The sequence below is a fragment of the Paenibacillus sp. FSL K6-2862 genome (genome assembly GCF_038005125.1).
Taxonomy (GTDB): domain Bacteria; phylum Bacillota; class Bacilli; order Paenibacillales; family Paenibacillaceae; genus Paenibacillus; species Paenibacillus illinoisensis_A.
Map to the genome: position 1 here is coordinate 5,792,785 of NZ_JBBOSN010000001.1, position 20,960 is coordinate 5,813,744.

Genomic DNA, 20,960 nt, shown 5'->3' on the forward strand with positions numbered 1-20,960 from the left:
TTTCGCCTAAAAAAATTGAAATAGATTTAAAGCTTATATTCCAGTTTTTTACGCAAAAAGTCACGGCCCCGGTGCACACGTGTTTTGATCGTTGTTACGGGCATACCTGTGACATCACTGATTTCCTGCAGCGACAAGTCCTGTAAATATCTCAAAATCATGACGGACTTATACTTGGCCGGCAGACTGTCAATAGCCTCACGAATGAGCGTCTGTGTTTCTGACAAAAGTGCTTCGCTCTCTGGTGTACGATCATCACTCGGAAGCATGGCATAACCATCGGATCCTTCCTGATCGTTCAACTCGGCATCCAAAGAGTAAGATGGTTTCTTTCTCCGTAAACGATCGATACACAAGTTGGTCGCAATCCGATAAATCCAGGTTGAAAACTTCTGGTTCGGATCATATTTCTCCATATTACGAAACACACGCAAAAACGTCTCCTGTACAACGTCTTCAGCTTCATGACGATTGTTCAGCATCCGGTATGCCAAATGAAATAGCTTGTCCTTGTATAGTTCTACGATTTCTGCAAAGGCCCGCTGATCACCCTTTAGGACCAGCTTAACCAGCCTGTTCTCCAAATTGTCCACCTTTATTCCCCCAGACATGCTGATGGGTCTTCCGCCTTCTGATACCCGTCCACACTTGTAATTCACCAATCAAATCGTAAATCAACTTTGGTCAAAAATCAAGACTGTGCCGGAAAATATCCACCAAAAACAGTAAAAACGGGAACTCCTACTGGAGTCCCGTTTCATCTCTCACACAAGACTGCGGAGAGAACCTTGCATTTTATTGTCCAATTCCATTAACTATTCACTACATGAATCATATGGGCCAGGTAATGCATCAGCCTGTATTGCGGAGTCCTGCAGCAATACCATTAATCGTCAGCAGCACTTCACGCAGTAATTCGGTATCATCTTCCCCACGTTCACGCATGTCTCTCAGCTCGCTAAGCAGCTGCACCTGCATATAGGACAATGGATCAACGTAAGGATTACGCAAACGAATGGATTCCTGGATTACCGGTACATCATCCAAAATTTCTGCTTCTCCGGTAATTTTCAAAATCAGCTCTTTTGTCAGTTTGAATTCAGACTCAATCTGACCATAGATACGATCACGTGCTTCCTTGTTGGAGGCCATCGCGGAATATTCTTTGGCAATTACAAGATCTGCCTTAGCAATAGCCATCTGCACCGTATCAATAAGTGTACGGAAGAATGGGAAGTTGGCATACATGTCTTTGAGGACAGCCAAATTTTCCTCTTTATTCTGGTAGTAGCTTTGCAATCCTGTTCCAGCTGCATACCATGCAGGGAGAAGATAGCGGCTTTGAGTCCAGGCAAATACCCATGGAATTGCTCTCAGGTCTTCAAATTTATCACTGTTTTTCCGTTTGGATGGTCTTGAACCAATGTTGAGCTCTCCGACCTCCGGAAGCGGTGTTGATTCCTTGAAGAAGTTGAAGAAGTCCGGATCACGGAAGATCAAGTCTTGATACTTCGTGAGAGATACCTCGGAAATATCCTTGATGATGCTATCCCAATGTTGTTCCGATACTGATTCTTGTGGCTCCATTCCGTTCAGTGCAGCCGTGAGTAATGCCGACGTCGCTTGCTCCAGACTGCGGTAAGCAATACCTTGAAGGGAATAGCGGGATGAGATGACTTCGCCCTGCTCCGTAATCTTGATTCCCCCACCAATCGTATGAGGTGGTTGTGCAAGAATACTGCGGTTAAGCGGCATGCCTCCACGTCCCAATGCACCGCCACGGCCATGGAAGAACTTCAGCTTAACGCCATGCTTATTACCGACAGCAGTAATGGCGTTCATAGCTACCCGAAGTTCCCAGTTAGCCGTTACCACTCCGCCATCCTTGTTACTATCTGAATAACCAAGCATGATTTCATGCAGCTCGTTCCGGGCAGCTACGCTTGCGCGATATACCGGAAGATTGAAGAGCTTTTGCATGATGTCAGAAGCTGCATGAAGGTCATCAATAGTTTCAAACAGCGGCACAGCCTGAAGTGTCGAAATAAACTCGCCACCCTGTCCTTTACGGAACAATCCTACTTCCTTGGCAAATACCATGACTTCCAGCAAATCACTTGCTCCCTGCGTCATACTGATCAGATAACTTGTAATACATCCTGTACCAAACTCACTCTGTGCACGTTTGATTGTACGGAATACATCAAGACATTCTTTTGTTCCCTCACTGTACTGGTGATATGGAGAAGTCAATGGACGTGGATCCTCAAGCAGGCGAGCCAGCAAATCAATTTTACCGTCCTCTGTCAGGCGAGCATAATCTTCAACAATGTTCATCTTGGCCAAAATTTCGGCCATCGCATTCTCATGTTCCTGACTATGCTGACGAACATCCAGCGCAGCGGTGTGGAATCCGAAAAGCTCCACTTGGCGAATCATTTTGCGAACCGTCGTATCCGCTACATAATCTGCAAAATGATGGCGCAGGCTGCGGTCAATAATCATCAGATCATCGATCAATTCCTGAGCACTGTCATAACGGTCCGGCTGTCCGACTTTATTTTCATCAAGTACATTATTCATTTTGGCAATCATGTAAGCCAGTTTGATCCGATAAGGTTCTTTCTCATTGCGCCAAATGTCTACTTTCTTCAAAGTGACACAGCTGCGGTCTTGCTCAATGGATTGAGCCAATTCATCCGACACGTGGATGATGTTCGTACTGAAGCTGAGATGCCCCATGAGCTCAATCATAATCCGCTGATATTCACGCAAAGCGAGCTTGCGCTGCATCAACAGCGTCTGCCACGTTACATCTGAAGTTACCGAAGGATTTCCGTCCCGGTCTCCACCGATCCAGGAACCGAAGCGCAAATACGTCGGCACATGCCAGTCGTGGTCAGGATAAAATTTATTCAGGCAGCGTTCAAGCTCCTGATATACATCCGGAAGTACGTGGAACAACGTTTCGTGAAAATAATACATTCCGTTCCGTACCTCATCGAGTACAGTCGGTTTGCGGTCGCGAAGTTCATCTGTTTGCCAGAGTGTAATAACTTCGTTCAGCAGCTTCTCCCGCAATTGTTCACGTTCACGCAACGTCAGCGTAGGATTATCAAGCAGCATGACATCTTCAGATATCCGTTTGTGGATATCCAGAATAACCCGGCGCATAGCCTCGGTTGGATGAGCTGTCATAACCAGTTCCAGTGACAATTCGTCCAGAATCTGCTCTACTTCGGTATGAGACAATCCGCGTTCCTTCAGATCCTGTACGGCCTTCTCGATCGAACCAGGCTGTACTGCATCTCCTGCAGATCGTTCATAATCCCGTTTACGCCGGATCCGATGGTTTTGTTCAGCAATATTAACTAATTGAAAATAAATTGCAAAAGCTCGAATGACCTGGTGACGATTTTCAGAATCTAATTCCTGGATCATCGTTTTGAACTCTGTATACAGTTCAGGCAAAAATTCTGCACGCAACGATTTGCTCGTTTCCCGAATTTTCTCAACGATATCGAGAAGCTCCGTGCCCCCTTGATGGACAAGAACTTCTCCGAGTATATTGCCCAGGAACCGCACGTCTCGCCGGAGCAGGTTGTTAGATTGGCTTTTGCTGGCGGTTACCATAGTTTCAGTCATGCTTATCCTCCCATCTGATCGTTCACATTCGTACACGTAAATTTGACACCTTCATAACATCATACAATAAAATGGTACGAAAATCTTTATTTTTCTATTAGTAAAAAAGGGGATTATCCCCGATTTTCCGCACAAAAAGACACTTTATTATTCATTTTCTTGATTTGCTTCATTTAATGAGCGAAAGCTTGTCGCTTGATACCTTTTTCACATGCTATATATAAACAAACATCTTATACATATTCGTTTTAATTTATAAATATACAGCAGCGTTAAATATACTCATACAGAAGAGTATAATATCATTTCCATGATTTAAGCAGTTCAATCTCCATGCAAAAACATGACCGGCAAAGCAAGCTTTTGTATACTTTACCACAGTGATGTAATAAATTAAAGTATCAATTTAAAAATTATTATCATTTGCTACCTCCTCTTATGGAAATGACAAGTTAGAGGCTTTAAGCGAGGATGATTTATGATGTAACCAAGCTAGAATGGATGCCTCATTATGCGTTAAAATGCGTTTCAATGATCAAAATAGTTTCTTTTAGCTGTTTTAAAGGATTCTCCATTAAAGTTCATCCGGTTTCCTGCAGATTTAATGGTGAACAATTTCTTGGATAACTAATATTAATGGGCTTTTTTTTTATGTATCATGATTACTTATGTCAGAGGGATATTTTAACGCAAGAACAATTACATAATTTCATTTAGTAAAAGGCAGATTAGATATAGTTCAAACAAAAAGGAGGCGACATCTGATGAAGAAAAAGGTATCTACACTTATTGCTTCTACACTTTTAGTGGCAGCATTGGCTGGTCCTGCCGCGGCGAATGGTTCTGCAACCCAAGGTATGGATCAAAACCGTGGAACACAAATGAACAGCACAAACTACAACACAGGTGACTACCGTACGAACAATGTTCGGGCAAATGCTGCAACTGACCGAGACAATGATATGGACTGGGGCTGGCTCGGTTTGCTCGGACTTCTTGGCTTAGCAGGTATGCGTAGAAAAGTTTCTGACCGTCACGAACGTTAATAGCTATTCGTAGGTCCCTAAACGCAACTGAAGTGTTTAGAAGCCCTTCTAGGCTGTCTCGTTGGATGTACTAAATGATGCTCAGACCACAAGAAGCCAAGACCCTCTAACATGGAGGCCTTGGCTTCTTACGTTTTGTTTTTTTATACGTTTCCCTAAACGGTGTCGTATAGAAAAAAGCAGCCTCTACTTGATGTAGAGACTGCTCTTAAAATCATATAAGCGGGTGATGGGAATCGAACCCACGCTATTAGCTTGGAAGGCTAAAGTTCTACCATTGAACTACACCCGCGTAATTACAAAATCGGGATGACACGATTTGAACATGCGACCCCCTGGTCCCAAACCAGGTGCTCTACCAAGCTGAGCTACATCCCGATATTGATGAAATAATGGCGCGCCCTGAGAGATTCGAACTCCCGGCCTTTTGATTCGTAGTCAAACGCTCTATCCAGCTGAGCTAAGGGCGCATATATATTGGAGCGGACGACGGGAATCGAACCCGCGACCCTCGCCTTGGCAAGGCGATGCTCTACCGCTGAGCCACGTCCGCTTATAAAGGATGCGCGTGGAGGGACTTGAACCCCCACGTCAAAGACGCTAGATCCTAAGTCTAGTGCGTCTGCCAATTCCGCCACACGCGCATATAACAAGTGAGCCATGAAGGGCTCGAACCTTCGACACCCTGATTAAAAGTCAGGTGCTCTACCAACTGAGCTAATGGCTCTTAATAAATGGCTGGGGATATAGGATTTGAACCTATGCATGACGGAGTCAAAGTCCGTTGCCTTACCGCTTGGCTAATCCCCAATAATCAAGATGGTGGAGGCTGAGGGGCTCGAACCCCCGACCCTCTGCTTGTAAGGCAGATGCTCTCCCAGCTGAGCTAAGCCTCCATCCTATGACCCGTAGGGGATTCGAACCCCTGTTACCTCCGTGAAAGGGAGGTGTCTTAACCCCTTGACCAACGGGCCCCATTTCCAAAGCTCTCAACCGGGATCGAACCGGTGACCTCATCCTTACCATGGATGCACTCTACCTACTGAGCTATGAGAGCAAATGGCTCCCCGAACAGGACTCGAACCTGTGACAACTCGATTAACAGTCGAGTGCTCTACCAACTGAGCTATCAGGGAATAATATGCATTTGCAGAGCAAATGCAATTCATCGTACAACGCTAACATGCAGAGCCTGTTTTCTATGTATGATGAAAGAGTTCGCTTGGCAGCGTCCTACTCTCCCAGGACCCTTCGGTCCAAGTACCATCGGCGCTAGAGGGCTTAACGGTCGTGTTCGGGATGGGTACGTGTGGAACCCCTCCGCTATCGCCACCAAACGATGCTGCTATACACTCAGAGATCATTCTCTGAAAACTAGATCCGAAACGAAATTTGCGACTAGAACCTGCAATTTGGATAAGCCCTCGACCGATTAGTACTGGTCAGCTCCATGCATTACTGCACTTCCACCCCCAGCCTATCTACCTCGTCGTCTTCAAGGGGTCTTACATACTGGGAAATCTCATCTTGAGGGGGGCTTCACGCTTAGATGCTTTCAGCGCTTATCCCGTCCGTACATAGCTACCCAGCGGTGCTCCTGGCGGAACAACTGGTACACCAGCGGTACGTCCATCCCGGTCCTCTCGTACTAAGGACAGCTCCTCTCAAATTTCCTACGCCCACGACAGATAGGGACCGAACTGTCTCACGACGTTCTGAACCCAGCTCGCGTACCGCTTTAATGGGCGAACAGCCCAACCCTTGGGACCTACTTCAGCCCCAGGATGCGATGAGCCGACATCGAGGTGCCAAACCTCCCCGTCGATGTGGACTCTTGGGGGAGATAAGCCTGTTATCCCCAGGGTAGCTTTTATCCGTTGAGCGATGGCCCTTCCATGCGGTACCACCGGATCACTAAGCCCGACTTTCGTCCCTGCTCGACTTGTAGGTCTCGCAGTCAAGCTCCCTTATGCCTTTGCACTCTTCGAATGATTTCCAACCATTCTGAGGGAACCTTTGGGCGCCTCCGTTACTCTTTAGGAGGCGACCGCCCCAGTCAAACTGCCCACCTGACACTGTCCCCGTACCCGCTAAGGGCACCAGGTTAGAACCTAGATACGATCAGGGTGGTATCCCAACGGTGCCTCCACACAAGCTGGCGCTCATGCTTCAAAGGCTCCCACCTATCCTGTACAGATCGTACCCAAATTCAATATCAAGCTGCAGTAAAGCTCCATGGGGTCTTTCCGTCTTGTCGCGGGTAACCTGCATCTTCACAGGTATTAAAATTTCACCGGATCTCTCGTTGAGACAGCGCCCAAGTCGTTACGCCATTCGTGCGGGTCAGAATTTACCTGACAAGGAATTTCGCTACCTTAGGACCGTTATAGTTACGGCCGCCGTTTACTGGGGCTTCGGTTCACAGCTTCGGGATTACTCCCTAACCGCTCCCCTTAACCTTCCAGCACCGGGCAGGCGTCAGCCCGTATACTTCGCCTTACGGCTTCGCACAGACCTGTGTTTTTGCTAAACAGTCGCTTGGGCCTTTTCACTGCGGCCCCCTCGTGCTATTCACACTACCGGGGCACCCCTTCTCCCGAAGTTACGGGGTCATTTTGCCGAGTTCCTTAACGAGAGTTCTTCCGCGCGCCTTAGAATTCTCTTCTCGCCTACCTGTGTCGGTTTGCGGTACGGGCACCTTCATCTGGCTAGAGGCTTTTCTTGGCAGTGTGAGATCATGACCTTCGCTACTGTAATTTTCACTCCCCATCACAGCTCAGCCTGTCGATGTGCGGATTTGCCTACACATCAGCCTCACTGCTTGGACAGACATCCATCAGTCTGCGTCACTACCCTACTGCGTCCCCCCATCGCTCGTAACGATTTACGGTGGTACAGGAATTTCGACCTGTTGTCCTTCGACTACGCCTTTCGGCCTCGCCTTAGGTCCCGACTTACCCTGAGCGGACGAGCCTTCCTCAGGAACCCTTAGGCTTTCGGCGGATCAGATTCTCACTGATCTTTTCGTTACTCATACCGGCATTCTCACTTGTATAATGTCCAGCGCTCCTTACGGTACACCTTCAACCCTTATACAACGCTCCCCTACCCCTGATGCAAAGCATCAAGCCATAGCTTCGGTGGTGTGTTTAGCCCCGTTACATTTTCGGCGCAGAGTCACTCGACCAGTGAGCTATTACGCACTCTTTCAATGGTGGCTGCTTCTAAGCCAACATCCTGGTTGTCTGTGCAACTCCACATCCTTTCCCACTTAACACACACTTGGGGACCTTAGCTGATGGTCTGGGCTGTTTCCCTTTTGACAATGGATCTTAGCACTCACTGTCTGACTCCCGGAAGTAAGTCTATGGCATTCGGAGTTTGACTGAGCTTGGTAACCCTTGCGGGCCCCGCACCCAATCAGTGCTCTACCTCCACGACTCTGTTTTCCGAGGCTAGCCCTAAAGCTATTTCGGGGAGAACCAGCTATCTCCGAGTTCGATTGGAATTTCTCCGCTACCCCCACCTCATCCCCGCACTTTTCAACGTGCGTGGGTTCGGGCCTCCAGTGCGTGTTACCGCACCTTCACCCTGGACAGGGGTAGATCACCCGGTTTCGGGTCTACGTCCACGTACTAACTCGCCCTATTCAGACTCGCTTTCGCTGCGGCTCCGGCTCTTCACCTTAACCTTGCACGGGAACGTAACTCGCCGGTTCATTCTACAAAAGGCACGCCATCACCCCTAAAACGGGCTCTGACTTCTTGTAAGCACACGGTTTCAGGTTCTATTTCACTCCCCTTCCGGGGTGCTTTTCACCTTTCCCTCACGGTACTGCTTCACTATCGGTCGCTAGGAAGTATTTAGCCTTGGCAGATGGTCCTGCCGGATTCATACGGGGTTTCACGTGCCCCGCACTACTCGGGATCCGTCTCGGAGAGAGCAGACTTTCAATTACAGGGCTTTTACCTTCTTTGGCGGGCCTTTCCAGACCTCTTCGTTTAACCGGCTCCTTTGTAACTCCATGTGAGACGTCCCACAACCCCAGAGAGCAAGCTCTCTGGTTTGGGCTTCTCCGCGTTCGCTCGCCGCTACTGACGGAATCACTATTGTTTTCTCTTCCTCAAGGTACTTAGATGTTTCAGTTCCCCTGGTATGCCTCTACACAACCTATGTATTCAGTTGTGAGTAACTGGAAATTACCCCAGCTGGGTTTCCCCATTCGGACATCCCCGGATCAAAGCTTGCTTACAGCTCCCCGAGGCAGTTTCGTTGTTCGCCACGTCCTTCATCGGCTCCTAGCGCCTAGGCATCCTCCGTGTGCTCTTAGTAGCTTAACCAATTCGCTCGTGTTCGAACTGTCTCTTCCCTTGGTTTGCTTGCGCAAATCCAAAAGTCGTTCCATTCGATCACTTGCTCATACAGTATCACTAATATTTGAAACTTGTTTAACACAAGTTCAGCTAAAAGGAATGTTCTAATTCGCAATTTTCGTTTCGATATCTAGTTTTCAAAGAACAAGCTTGAAATCTTGTTGGTGGAGCCAAGCGGGATCGAACCGCTGACCTCCTGCTTGCAAGGCAGGCGCTCTCCCAGCTGAGCTATGGCCCCATATCAAATTATGAAAGTGTAAATGGTGGGCCCTGGTGGACTCGAACCACCGACCTCACCCTTATCAGAGGTGCGCTCTAACCAACTGAGCTAAGGGCCCGTATATTATTATTGAAACCCAATAGGGTTTACGCTTGGCGGCGTTCTACTCTCCCAGGACCCTGCGGTCCAAGTACCATCGACGCTGAAGGGCTTAACGGTCGTGTTCGGGATGGGAACGTGTGGAACCCCTTCGCTATCGCCACCAAACGTTCGAGAGTTTGAGCTCTCAAAACTGAGCAACGAGTGAGTTAAAAGCTTTACGAAGTAAAGCTCGCTTCGGAAGCAATGCTTCCTGAAGACTTTTTGAATGTTTCCGCTACGGGAAACGATTCTCCATAGAAAGGAGGTGATCCAGCCGCACCTTCCGATACGGCTACCTTGTTACGACTTCACCCCAATCATCTATCCCACCTTCGGCGGCTGGCTCCTTGCGGTTACCCCACCGACTTCGGGTGTTATAAACTCTCGTGGTGTGACGGGCGGTGTGTACAAGACCCGGGAACGTATTCACCGCGGCATGCTGATCCGCGATTACTAGCAATTCCGACTTCATGCAGGCGAGTTGCAGCCTGCAATCCGAACTGAGACCGGCTTTTTAGGATTCGTTCCACCTCGCGGCTTCACAGCCCGTTGTACCGGCCATTGTAGTACGTGTGTAGCCCAGGTCATAAGGGGCATGATGATTTGACGTCATCCCCACCTTCCTCCGGTTTGTCACCGGCAGTCACCTTAGAGTGCCCACCCGAAGTGCTGGCAACTAAGATCAAGGGTTGCGCTCGTTGCGGGACTTAACCCAACATCTCACGACACGAGCTGACGACAACCATGCACCACCTGTCTCCTCTGTCCCGAAGGAAAGCCCTATCTCTAGGACGGTCAGAGGGATGTCAAGACCTGGTAAGGTTCTTCGCGTTGCTTCGAATTAAACCACATACTCCACTGCTTGTGCGGGTCCCCGTCAATTCCTTTGAGTTTCAGTCTTGCGACCGTACTCCCCAGGCGGAATGCTTAATGTGTTAACTTCGGCACCAAGGGTATCGAAACCCCTAACACCTAGCATTCATCGTTTACGGCGTGGACTACCAGGGTATCTAATCCTGTTTGCTCCCCACGCTTTCGCGCCTCAGCGTCAGTTACAGCCCAGAGAGTCGCCTTCGCCACTGGTGTTCCTCCACATCTCTACGCATTTCACCGCTACACGTGGAATTCCACTCTCCTCTTCTGCACTCAAGTCATCCAGTTTCCAGTGCGATCCGGGGTTGAGCCCCGGGATTAAACACCAGACTTAAATGACCGCCTGCGCGCGCTTTACGCCCAATAATTCCGGACAACGCTTGCCCCCTACGTATTACCGCGGCTGCTGGCACGTAGTTAGCCGGGGCTTTCTTCTCAGGTACCGTCACTCCTTGAGCAGTTACTCTCAAGGACGTTCTTCCCTGGCAACAGAGCTTTACGATCCGAAAACCTTCATCACTCACGCGGCATTGCTCCGTCAGGCTTTCGCCCATTGCGGAAGATTCCCTACTGCTGCCTCCCGTAGGAGTCTGGGCCGTGTCTCAGTCCCAGTGTGGCCGATCACCCTCTCAGGTCGGCTACGCATCGTCGCCTTGGTGAGCCGTTACCTCACCAACTAGCTAATGCGCCGCAGGCCCATCCTCAAGTGACAGATTGCTCCGTCTTTCCAGCTTCCTTCAGGCGAAGGAAGCAAGTATTCGGTATTAGCTACCGTTTCCGGTAGTTGTCCCAAGCTTGAGGGCAGGTTGCCTACGTGTTACTCACCCGTCCGCCGCTAACCATCAGAGAAGCAAGCTTCTCTTCAAGTCCGCTCGACTTGCATGTATTAGGCATGCCGCCAGCGTTCGTCCTGAGCCAGGATCAAACTCTCCAATAAAGTATTGAAAAGAGCGATTAGCTCATTTTGAATCTGACGAGATTAAAAATCTCATTTGTTGTTCCAGTTTTCATACAGCCCAATTGGCATGTACCAAAAACCTTCACGTTCATCCTGCAAGCAGGATGATTACTCACTCGTTGTTCAGTTTTCAAAGATCAAACATTCAATTTGTTACTGCTTTTCATGTTGTCGTCGTTTTCAGCGGCGACTTTTATAATATATCATGTTCAGTTCCACTTTGCAAGCACTTTTTTTCAGGAATGTTTTTCATTCATCTTGCTGCAGGTACTTGTTTTAGTGGTTTGTCCTAAAAAGGAACGAAAATTAATTTATCATATCTAAACCAATAGGTCAACCCTTTTTCGACAATTTGATATCATCATTTATTCCATCCATAGATTCGTCCTAGATAGTTATAGAGGTACAGCGCTGGCTGCAGCGGTCCGCACCTCGCTCATCAATTAATACTGCATGTTTGAAGCTCTGTACCATGCTTCTTACGGTTTAGACTTTTTGAGTTTGCCACTTCTTGCGTATTTGGACAGCTCCTTCGGCGGAGCGAATCGAGCATACATACGGAATACTGTTTTGTATCTACTCGCTATAGCGTATTTGATCTCCTGGTCGAGGCGATTATCACTGAGGTCAAACAACATCTCATCTAGCTCTTTACGTAACACATAATCGAGTTCTTTACATTCCTTCTCGTTAAACAGCATACCCAGCATTAAGAGTTCTCCTTTTTCTGCATATGGATAAGGCGCGCCTTTATATTGCTATATTGAATCCCACCCTCTCTAGAGTCAGGGCTATATTAGACGCGCCGATTTCAGCTCCTATGGGTTATAAAATTCTCTTACCTAAGGGATTGCTGAAACCCGTTTTATTGTTATGGTCAACTTTCTGAAAATTTATGAATGTCATTCCATACAAATTTATCCACGCACAATACTGAAAGTAATCGTACTTTCGATAATGGCTGCAATAAACAGCAGGATAATAACCCAGCACGATGCAGTTAATGTCCTCCTCATAAAAGTCTCCCACTGTTTTCCTAACCCCTGACGTTTGGCACTTCCAACTTCAATGAGGCTTCTGGACGCCAGTCCCCCAAACTTGAGACCAAAAGCACAGGCAATGATAATGACGGGAATTTCTATAATTCCGTGCGGTAAAAGTCCCTTTACCACGATATCAAAAAGGCTGGCTCCATTATCTGTGGTGATATGCACTAGAAAACCGATAACCATTCCGTTAATTACTAAAAATATAACAGGCAATATTCCAAAGAAAATTCCTGCATAGATCACGAGCACACTTTTGATGGCATTATTAAAAAAGATAAAGATAAAGAAATTCCATTGCACATTTCCGCTCTGTTCGAGCTGTCTGCTTACCTCTTGTAGTCCGCCTATCTGGTTCAATAATATGTCCTGCAGTGGTCCTGTACTTACCCATCCAGCTCCTATACCTGCAACAAACAATATGACTGACCAGATTAATGCATTACGAATGGATCCCAGATCCCTTAGAAATGTACTGAATTTTAACATGGTAACCTCCTAATGACTGAAGTTGATGGACAAACAAATTTCTCATGCGAATAACTGCGCTGTACGAGCATACATTGGAGAGTAAACAAGCATTTCTTATGGGAGAGGGGCGCTTATTGAAATGAACTCGTTCTATGTATTTAGCGGCAAAAAGATTAAACGTTTCCTGATTGTGCTGGCTGCTGCCGTCTTTGCTATCGGGATTATTTATCTGGAAAGCGGCAATGTTTCAGTATTCTCGGAGGATGCACCGTCGGCTGTCTACAACGTACCAACAGAGAAAAAAGTAATTGCTCTCACATTTGATATTAGCTGGGGCGATAAGCGTACGGAACCAATCCTTAAAGTGCTGCAGGATAACAAAGTAGAGAAGGCTACCTTCTTCTTATCCTCCCCTTGGAGCAAGACACACCCCGAGATTGTAACCTCCATCAAGGAAGCGGGATACGAAATTGGAAGCCACGGACATAAGCACGATAATTACAGCAGCATGACCGAAGAAGAAATTCGCAAGGAAATTTCGACAGCTCATAGCATTTTAACCGATTTAACGGGAAAAGAACCGAATCTGCTTCGTCTGCCCAATGGGGATTTTGACAAACGCGTACTTCAAGTAGCCAGCAGTCTTAACTACCAGGTCGTTCAATGGGATACCGACTCACAGGATTGGAAGAATCCAGGTGTACAAACCATCGTAGATCGGGTAGTCAGCAAAGCGCACCCTGGAGATATCGTACTTCTACATGCGAGTGATTCTTCCAAACAAACTCATGAAGCACTGCCAGTCATTATCGATAAATTAAGAAACCAGGGGTATGAATTCGTAACAGTCTCCGAACTGCTGAATCATTCCAGTGCCAAAGGTACAGAAGTCCGGGATCAAGCCAGTGCTCAATAACACTCAGAAGATTTACGTTAAACTATACCTTATATTCCATTCTGAAGGTTTGGCATCACATTGACAGCATAAATGAAAAGAGCTAACCAGGTTAGCTCTTTTTTCGCGTTTTATTAAAAAATTCTCAATAGCGGTCTTCCTTATGCTTGCTCCGTTCTCCCACTCACTGCCTTCTCTGCAGATCCATCCACCAGCTTATGTAATATTAGCATTTGGTATGCATTACATGCCAGCAACGGGACCACAATAAAGGTGGTAGCAGCATTTACATCGATTCGGAGCACACCGATCGTCTCCACCACGGTTACTGCAATCATGAAAAAGAGCGTTGGGATCATTGCCGAAATATGTGTCTTTTTCACTTTCACGTAAGCGGTAACAATTGCAGCTGCCAAAATGATGATTCCAAGTACGATGTCGGATAAACGTTCTCGTCCGCCTCCGACAAACAAACGCAAAAACATGACGTCAAGTAAAGCGAGCACGGTCAAAACAAGCTGAACGATCTGCCATCCGCGTTTCGGAAATACACCTTTACCCATATAATTCAGTATCAAGTAAGCGAAAAAACCCATCTGAGAATACACACTAATCATCACCCCTGATCCAAATAAAATCAGGAGATACAGCAGAAAATCGATAATTCCGTTCGTTCTCTCCCCGTTCAACAGCATCATAATGAGACCTGTTACTAGCGATCCGGCTGCTCCGATAAGTAAGGCTGTCCAAAATAGGAAAAACCATTTACGTAAATTCAAATGTTTTCCACCCCCGAGAGTTTATTTTACCAACCTTCTCAGCAAAAAACCATCACCATTCAACATATTTAGTGCTTGCCCATCACATACTACATGCAGTATCTAATCAAGGAGGGGTTATGCACATGAAACGGCCTTTGTGGCAGCTAAGCTGCGCTGTATTGGGGCTATCCGTCATGCTTGCCGGCTGCGGTTCAGATCAGAATTCTTCGCCTCCTCAGGGCAGTTATAAAGAGATGAAAACGATGGTCGTGGATATTCTGAAAAGTGATGAGGGCAAGAAGGCTGTCGAAGAAGCTCTAACTGGCCAAAGTTCCTCCGGGGGTGGCGGCGAAGGTGGAGATTCCGAACAAAGTGGCGGCGGATCGGGTGGCGGGTCTGGAACCATCGGTATGAAAATGTTAATGCCCATGCAATCTTCAGAACAAATACGTATTGCTGTTAAAGATACCATCACGGCTCCCGAGTACCAAAAGGAATTCGAGAAAATCATGACAGATCCACAATTTGCAAGTGAATTTGCCAAAGCCATTAACTCGCAAAGCAAGCAGCTTCATATGCAGTTAATCAAAGATCCCACTTATCAGAAATCGGTTGGGGATATCATGAAATCACCGGAAGTGTCCAAAATGTTTATGGACATGACCAAAACCCCAGAGTATCGTAAACAGACCATGACCGTCATGCAGGAAGTCATGCAGAATCCGCTGTTTCGGATGGAAGTACTGACTTTGCTCAAAAAAGTAGTACAGGAAGAACTACAGCCCAAAGTTGAATCTGGTGGGCAGGAACAAGGTGGACAGCAAGAAGGCGGCGGCCAAGAAGGTGGAAGTGGCGGCGGCGACAGCGGCGATGGGGGTAGTGGTGGTGACTCCGGAAGTGGCGGAGGATCATAATCCCTGTCGAGGGATATAGTTGATATACAGTTAATCCTGATTTCAGGAACAGAACCATGTTATACGTTATAAAAGCCCGCATCCGATGGATGCAGGCTTTTTGATGTTGTGGTGATTTTGTTCAATATGCTAAAACTTAGTCTCAATTGCCTGCGCTACTTCATCGTATATGGCACCGATGCGTGTATCAGCCTTATATACAGATGGCGAGAAATCAGGCTCTGATGGATGATTGTCCGGTGAACCGAGAGGAATCTGTGCGAGCAGCTCTGTGTGCAGACTTTCCGCAAGACGTCCACCGCCCCCACGACCAAAGACATAGTCTTTCTCTCCACATTTGCCACATTCGTAATAAGCCATGTTCTCTACCACACCCAGCAGCTCATGCTCGGTCTGAATCGCCATTGCACCCGCTCTCGCGGCTACAAATGCTGCTGTTGCGTGAGGCGTTGTCACAATGATCTCCTTACTCTGTGGCAGCATTTGATGCACGTCCAGGGCTACGTCACCTGTGCCTGGAGGCAAATCAAGCAGCATGTAGTCCAGTTCTCCCCAATTTACATCTGTAAAGAACTGACGCAGCATGCGACCCAACATGGGACCACGCCAGATCACAGGGTTATTTTCACGAATGAAAAATCCCATCGACATCACTTTCACACCAAAACGCTCGACCGGCTGAATGATTCCATCCTCTACAACAGGGTATTCTTCAATCCCCATCATATCAGGTACACTGAAACCATAGATGTCCGCATCAATTAATCCAACCTTTTTACCTTGCCGAGCGAGGGCAGCAGCCAGATTCACTGTGACTGTAGATTTACCTACCCCACCTTTGCCACTTGCTACTGCAATATAGCGAACACCCGATTCAGGGCTTAATAACTCATGACCATCCAGACCTGCTGCGTGGCCTTTTACAAGCACTTCTTCGTCATTCTGCTCATTCCCAGGTTGTCCTGCATTCACACTCTCTCGTTCATGTTCTGATGCTGCACGCAGGCGTATATGTACATCCTGAATCCCATGTTGAGACAATAGGTTACGTGCAGCGTCACTAAGAGCAGTTGTATCCTCAGTCTGATTGTCCAATGTAACAATGGTCAGTGCCACATGATTTTCTTTTACCATGACATCACGAATCCATTGAAGCTCGGTCAGACTCACTCCCAATTGTGGTTCCTGTAAAGGTTGCAATAGTTCAAGTATCTGTTCTTTTGATATCATCAGACAGCACCTCAGCTTTATCTATTGGCATGTAATTAGGTATGCTGTGTTAATTATAACATTCTCCTTCCCTTTGTAACTAACTTTTGGGACGTTCCCCCGAGGAATACCTCAAGATTCCATTATAGATGGAAGCGGCTACTTTACGCTGATATGCTTCATCCGCAAGAAGACGTGCCTCATCCGGATGAGATAAGAAACCGACTTCTACGAGCGCAGACGGGATTTTCAATGCTTGAAGCAGATATACGGTATTTACCGTTTTCGCAATTCGATCTGTATTTTCAAGATTACGGATCATTTCTTGCTGCAACAGATTGGCTAATCCTTCATTGTCCGGGTGGTTGGGTGTATAAAAGACCTGTGCACCACTCCAGCGGTTCGAAGGGACACTGTTCATGTGAATGCTGATAAACAGATCTGCCTGCTTGTCTTCAATTCGTCTTACTCTCTGCTTGAGATCTTCTGTCTTCCGTTTGGAATATCCTCTGGTATCTGCCTCTGCAAGATCTGTATCAATCTCTCGTGTCATGACCACCAGTGCTCCAGCTTGCTGCAGATAGTCCCGTACATACAAAGCAATCGACAAATTGATATCCTTCTCAATGACCCCCTGCTTGCTCACAGCCCCCCCGTCTGGTCCACCATGCCCTGCATCGATCGCGATGACTTTGCCCGCTAGCGGCAGCCCCCAATATCCGGACGTCTTGGATGAAGGGAGTTCATACGTCACCACAGCCACCAACATCGCAAGTAGACAGAGGCTTAGCAGCACACGCTTTACTGTACGCAACCGGATCCATACCACAAAATGCTTCCCCATATTTTTACGCATAAAAAAACCACCTCGTCCCTATAAATGACTCTAATCATCTATATGGGACAAGATGGACAAATATACCGTTAGGAGCGGACTTGCTCCGCCATTCCCTCAATCAGCACCACAGCTGCCTCAGAACGAGTGAATTATGGTCACAGGCACTCTCCATCACGGAGCAGACCACGCACTTTTGCACCGGATAACGTCATAGAGGCAGAAGCGATGTCGTTTTGTCAGCTCCCTAATTTCTCTTCATAGTGGTGGTTCGATAGAGATATGCTCAAAGCTATGATGTAAGGTCTAAAGGATGTTCCCGCTATTTTGAATACTTTATTTATGAAGTCCACATTCTGTTTTATCATTACCGGACCATCGTCCTGCGCGCGGATCTTCACCTGGCATAACTTGACGGGTGCAATGTTCACAACCAATGCTCGGATAGTTCTGATCATGGAGAGGGTTATATACAACGTTATTCGCCCGAATATAGTCCCACACGTCCTCAGAAGTCCAATGAGCGATCGGATTAAATTTCATAAGTCCAAACTTCGTATCGTATTCCACCTTCTTCGCATTAGCACGAGTCGGTGCTTGATCTCTGCGTATTCCCGTGATCCATGCATCATACTTGGAAAGAATACGTGTCAGCGGCTCAACCTTGCGAATATTACAGCAAGCATTAGGATCCGATTTCCACAATTCCTCTCCATGTTGGGCCGCCTGCTCTTCTGGTGTAATTTTAGGAGAGACACGCACAAAATCCAAATTGTATTTCTCTTTCATAAGATCACGTGTCTCATACGTTTCCTTGAAATGAAAATCAGTGTCGAGATAAAAAACATCCGTAGATGGACTGATCTTCTGCAGCATATCTACAAGTACAACATCTTCCGCACCAAAGCTGCATGCAAAAGTGATATTTGGGAATGTCTCAACAGCGTAACGGATAATATCCTCAGGGCTTGCGTTTTCCAATTCTTCTGCTTTCACCCGAGCAAGTTCTTCTTTTTCCAACAAGTTCATTCTGAATTTCCCCCATTCTGCTTTTCCCGAAAACTTTAATGCCGACCAATCTAATATGAATTATGTATAGTATAAATCTTTCAGGGGGGATGTCAATGGCCTGCCACATGGTAAAATGATTCATTTGCAGCCCATTTTTGTGAGTGGATTACCAATCATTTTGTGAACACTTAGATTCTCTTTAGATTCTCTTCAAATGAATCCATTGCAATTAACTTAAGCAGGCTAGAAGGTGTTAGAGTCCAATTCGCTATGCTAATCGTGGAATCCTTTATCCCTACTGGGTTATTTGGATTAAACTGTACTACACTTCGTAATGATAATACTCAAGCTAAAAACCAAATATGAGATGCATAGAGTATCAGCAGAGCATGAAAAATCTTTAATTCTTCGTGCTTATATGTAAGTGACTTTTATTGAATTCATAAGGAAAACTGATGATTGTGATCTCGCTTAACCTGTCCGGAATGATCTATCTTCAGCCAAATTTAAAATGAGAAATAAGCCATGTTAGATCACATACATATGACAATCTATCCGCGCCATCCTATTGGAATAACTAATCCATGTTTTATAGAAAACAAAAAGCCTCTGGCGCCGAGGCCAGAGGCTTGTAATACATATTAACGTTTGGAGAACTGAGGAGCGCGACGAGCGGCTTTGAGACCGTATTTTTTACGTTCTTTCATCCGTGGGTCACGAGTCAGGAATCCTGCTTTTTTCAGGGAAGCACGGTATTCCGGATCTGCTTTGAGCAGTGCGCGGGAGATACCATGACGGATTGCTCCAGCTTGACCGGAGATTCCGCCACCATGAGCGATAACCAAAACGTCATAGTTGCTAAGCGTTTCTGTCAAAGTCAGTGGTTGTTTTACGATCAGTTTGAGTGTTTCCAAACCGAAGTATTCATTAATATCACGTTTGTTGATGACAATGCGTCCTTCACCCGGTACAAGGCGAACACGAGCTACCGAATGTTTACGACGACCTGTCCCATAGTATTGTACTTGTGCCATGAAACTGTCCTCCTTTTAATTAACCGCGAAGTTCGTAAACTTCTGGTTTTTGTGCTGCATGTGGATGCTCAGTGCCTCTGTACGCTTTAAGTCTCAGCTTCATTTTTTCGCCCATGCGAGTTTTAGGAAGCATACCGCGAACAGCCAATTCCAACATACGTTCCGGTTTGTTTTTAACCATATCTTCTGCAGTAGTTACTTTCAAACCACCTGGGTGCATCGAGTGACGGTAGTATTTCTTATCTTGCATTTTTTTACCAGTCAATACGATTTTCTCCGCATTGATGATAACTACGAAATCGCCAGTGTCCACATGTGGAGTAAATTGTGGCTTGTGTTTGCCGCGGATCAAAGCAGCTGCTTCGCTCGCCAAACGTCCGAGCGTTTTGCCTTCGGCATCAATGATGTGCCATTGGCGCTCAACTTCGTTAGGCTTCGCCATGTACGTTGTACGCATGAAAAGTTCCTCCTTAAAATGTTCAAAATCTCATTTTCATTTATCTTCGTTCATTAAGTGATAACTTTAGGTGTTGATGGATAGTTGTTGCGATGTGACCCTCTTAATTGGGGCTGTGGGAAAGCCATTAAGAAAACACAACTTTTATATTACATGATAGGAGGTTAAATCGCAAGTGTTAATTAAACTTTTCACTCACCAAATTTAATCTTTTTTGTATTCAAGATCCCAGAGCATTAAACCGCAACTTACCGCAGTTGGTCCTGCAGCAGAGCGATTACATGCGGCAATCATATTCGGTACATCAGAGGCTTTCCGTTTGCCCTCTCCGATCTCCAGCAGTGTACCTACAATAATGCGAACCATATGCTGCAAAAAGCCGTTGCCGCTCACATAAATATGAATGACTCCCTGATCGCGCGGATGATCTCTGCACATTGAACGGTCAACCTCTATCCATGCGTCGTATACCGAACGTATATGATTGTCTTTCTGAGACTTGCGAGAAGCAAAGGAGGTGAAATCATACGTACCAATAAAATGACGAAGCCCCTCCTGCATTGCAGTTATGTCCAACCTGGCATGATGATGATATTGCAGTCTTCTGTTGAATACATCCGGAAATTGATTTGCATTGATCGTATAGCGGTACGTCTTCGTTTTCGCTGCATAGCGAGAATGAAACTCAAGCGGTACCTCTATCGCATCAATAACAACAATATCAGAGGGTAATCTAGAATTAAGTGCTATACACCATCGTTCAATCGGGATTTGAGATTCGGTAGCAAAGTTGAAGATCTGCCTGCGAGCATGAACACCCGCATCAGTTCTACCTGACCCCGTTATCTTTACCGTCTCACCTGTCAATGCACGAATGGCATCTTCAAGATGATCCTGAATGGTATTCCCCCCCGGCTGTACCTGGAAGCCATAATAAGCAGTGCCATCATAAGCAAGCGTCATGCACAAGTTGCGCATCATTACCACACCTTTGTTCCATACTATACATACCCTACCCCGAACAGCAAAAGAAGCCCCTTCCGGAGCTTCTATTACAGCACGAATTCCGAA

Annotated in this window: 14 protein-coding genes, 13 tRNA genes and 4 rRNA genes; 3 read left to right on the forward strand and 28 right to left on the reverse strand. The window is 46.6% G+C overall.

Annotated features, from left to right (window positions below):
• Nucleotides 1-26 precede the first annotated feature (26 nt).
• Complete coding sequence (gene sigW / locus MHB82_RS26250) at nt 27-593, reverse strand: RNA polymerase sigma factor SigW (RefSeq protein WP_017692117.1); 567 nt, start codon at nt 591-593, stop codon at nt 27-29.
• 259 nt (nt 594-852) lie between these two features.
• The gene (gene ppc, locus MHB82_RS26255; RefSeq protein WP_095361675.1) at nt 853-3,645 is read right to left on the reverse strand and encodes a phosphoenolpyruvate carboxylase; all 2,793 of its coding nucleotides are present in this window, start codon (nt 3,643-3,645) and stop codon (nt 853-855) included.
• Nucleotides 3,646-4,409: 764 nt separating this feature from the next.
• Between ppc and MHB82_RS26260 the strand changes: the two genes are divergently transcribed.
• Nucleotides 4,410-4,691 carry a WGxxGxxG family protein gene (locus MHB82_RS26260; RefSeq protein ID WP_095361674.1) on the forward strand — a complete coding sequence of 94 codons (282 nt, stop codon included), beginning with the start codon at nt 4,410-4,412 and terminating at the stop codon, nt 4,689-4,691.
• 221 nt (nt 4,692-4,912) lie between these two features.
• Here MHB82_RS26260 and MHB82_RS26265 read toward each other — a convergent pair.
• The 19 genes from MHB82_RS26265 to MHB82_RS26355 all read right to left on the reverse strand — a co-directional run bounded on the left by MHB82_RS26265 (nt 4,913) and on the right by MHB82_RS26355 (nt 12,791).
• Nucleotides 4,913-4,983: transfer RNA gene (locus MHB82_RS26265), tRNA-Gly, on the reverse strand.
• Between the two features lie 12 nt (nt 4,984-4,995).
• A tRNA-Pro gene (locus MHB82_RS26270) sits at nt 4,996-5,069 on the reverse strand.
• A 15-nt stretch (nt 5,070-5,084) separates the two neighbouring features.
• A tRNA-Arg gene (locus MHB82_RS26275) sits at nt 5,085-5,161 on the reverse strand.
• Between the two features lie 8 nt (nt 5,162-5,169).
• Nucleotides 5,170-5,244 (reverse strand) — tRNA-Gly (locus tag MHB82_RS26280).
• 10 nt (nt 5,245-5,254) lie between these two features.
• Nucleotides 5,255-5,335 (reverse strand) — tRNA-Leu (locus MHB82_RS26285).
• 10 nt (nt 5,336-5,345) lie between these two features.
• Nucleotides 5,346-5,418 (reverse strand) — tRNA-Lys (locus MHB82_RS26290).
• Between the two features lie 8 nt (nt 5,419-5,426).
• Nucleotides 5,427-5,501: transfer RNA gene (locus tag MHB82_RS26295), tRNA-Gln, on the reverse strand.
• A 10-nt stretch (nt 5,502-5,511) separates the two neighbouring features.
• A tRNA-Val gene (locus MHB82_RS26300) sits at nt 5,512-5,587 on the reverse strand.
• A gap of 6 nt (nt 5,588-5,593) precedes the next feature.
• Nucleotides 5,594-5,665, reverse strand: a tRNA-Glu gene (locus MHB82_RS26305).
• 10 nt (nt 5,666-5,675) lie between these two features.
• A tRNA-Thr gene (locus MHB82_RS26310) sits at nt 5,676-5,748 on the reverse strand.
• A 3-nt stretch (nt 5,749-5,751) separates the two neighbouring features.
• Nucleotides 5,752-5,827: transfer RNA gene (locus MHB82_RS26315), tRNA-Asn, on the reverse strand.
• A gap of 84 nt (nt 5,828-5,911) precedes the next feature.
• A 5S ribosomal RNA gene (rrf, locus tag MHB82_RS26320) occupies nt 5,912-6,028 on the reverse strand.
• Between the two features lie 75 nt (nt 6,029-6,103).
• Nucleotides 6,104-9,031, reverse strand: a 23S ribosomal RNA gene (locus MHB82_RS26325).
• A 195-nt stretch (nt 9,032-9,226) separates the two neighbouring features.
• A tRNA-Ala gene (locus MHB82_RS26330) sits at nt 9,227-9,302 on the reverse strand.
• A gap of 23 nt (nt 9,303-9,325) precedes the next feature.
• Nucleotides 9,326-9,402, reverse strand: a tRNA-Ile gene (locus MHB82_RS26335).
• Nucleotides 9,403-9,434: 32 nt separating this feature from the next.
• A 5S ribosomal RNA gene (gene rrf, locus MHB82_RS26340) occupies nt 9,435-9,551 on the reverse strand.
• 132 nt (nt 9,552-9,683) lie between these two features.
• Nucleotides 9,684-11,235: ribosomal RNA gene (locus tag MHB82_RS26345) — 16S ribosomal RNA — on the reverse strand.
• The 16S, 23S and 5S rRNA genes sit together here with 13 tRNA genes alongside, the layout of an rRNA operon.
• Nucleotides 11,236-11,735: 500 nt before the next feature.
• Nucleotides 11,736-11,966, reverse strand: a complete 231-nt coding sequence (locus MHB82_RS26350; RefSeq protein ID WP_095293396.1) for a hypothetical protein — start codon at nt 11,964-11,966, stop codon at nt 11,736-11,738.
• A 207-nt stretch (nt 11,967-12,173) separates the two neighbouring features.
• Entirely contained in the window at nt 12,174-12,791 is a 618-nt protein-coding gene (locus tag MHB82_RS26355; protein WP_110756609.1) for a stage II sporulation protein M, read from the reverse strand.
• Nucleotides 12,792-12,912: 121 nt separating this feature from the next.
• On the opposite strand from MHB82_RS26355, the gene pdaB reads away from it, so the two are divergent.
• The gene (pdaB, locus tag MHB82_RS26360; RefSeq protein ID WP_110756607.1) at nt 12,913-13,689 is read left to right on the forward strand and encodes a polysaccharide deacetylase family sporulation protein PdaB; all 777 of its coding nucleotides are present in this window, start codon (nt 12,913-12,915) and stop codon (nt 13,687-13,689) included.
• Between the two features lie 140 nt (nt 13,690-13,829).
• On the opposite strand, the gene MHB82_RS26365 is transcribed toward pdaB, so the two are convergent.
• Entirely contained in the window at nt 13,830-14,447 is a 618-nt protein-coding gene (locus tag MHB82_RS26365; RefSeq protein ID WP_341176222.1) for a KinB-signaling pathway activation protein, read from the reverse strand.
• 125 nt (nt 14,448-14,572) lie between these two features.
• Between MHB82_RS26365 and gerD the strand changes: the two genes are divergently transcribed.
• Nucleotides 14,573-15,343, forward strand: coding sequence for a spore germination lipoprotein GerD (gene gerD / locus MHB82_RS26370; RefSeq protein WP_341176223.1), 771 nt, complete (start codon nt 14,573-14,575; stop codon nt 15,341-15,343).
• Between the two features lie 129 nt (nt 15,344-15,472).
• On the opposite strand, the gene MHB82_RS26375 is transcribed toward gerD, so the two are convergent.
• The 6 genes from MHB82_RS26375 to truA all read right to left on the reverse strand — a co-directional run bounded on the left by MHB82_RS26375 (nt 15,473) and on the right by truA (nt 20,867).
• Entirely contained in the window at nt 15,473-16,573 is a 1,101-nt protein-coding gene (locus MHB82_RS26375) for an Mrp/NBP35 family ATP-binding protein (protein WP_095362275.1), read from the reverse strand.
• Between the two features lie 79 nt (nt 16,574-16,652).
• Nucleotides 16,653-17,408 carry an N-acetylmuramoyl-L-alanine amidase CwlD gene (gene cwlD / locus MHB82_RS26380; RefSeq protein ID WP_095293402.1) on the reverse strand — a complete coding sequence of 252 codons (756 nt, stop codon included), beginning with the start codon at nt 17,406-17,408 and terminating at the stop codon, nt 16,653-16,655.
• A gap of 315 nt (nt 17,409-17,723) precedes the next feature.
• A complete protein-coding gene (locus tag MHB82_RS26385) occupies nt 17,724-18,416 on the reverse strand; it encodes a phosphoadenylyl-sulfate reductase (RefSeq protein WP_095362276.1) in 693 nt (230 codons plus the stop codon).
• 623 nt (nt 18,417-19,039) lie between these two features.
• On the reverse strand, nt 19,040-19,432 hold the full coding sequence (gene rpsI / locus MHB82_RS26390; RefSeq protein WP_056697740.1) for a 30S ribosomal protein S9: 393 nt from the start codon (nt 19,430-19,432) through the stop codon (nt 19,040-19,042).
• Nucleotides 19,433-19,451: 19 nt separating this feature from the next.
• Nucleotides 19,452-19,889: a 50S ribosomal protein L13 gene (gene rplM / locus MHB82_RS26395; protein WP_095293404.1), complete on the reverse strand. Its 438-nt coding sequence runs from the start codon at nt 19,887-19,889 to the stop codon at nt 19,452-19,454.
• Nucleotides 19,890-20,093: 204 nt separating this feature from the next.
• Nucleotides 20,094-20,867 (reverse strand): tRNA pseudouridine(38-40) synthase TruA, encoded by a 774-nt coding sequence (gene truA, locus MHB82_RS26400; RefSeq protein ID WP_183527021.1) that lies wholly within the window; start codon nt 20,865-20,867, stop codon nt 20,094-20,096.
• Between the last annotated feature and the right edge of the window lie 93 nt (nt 20,868-20,960).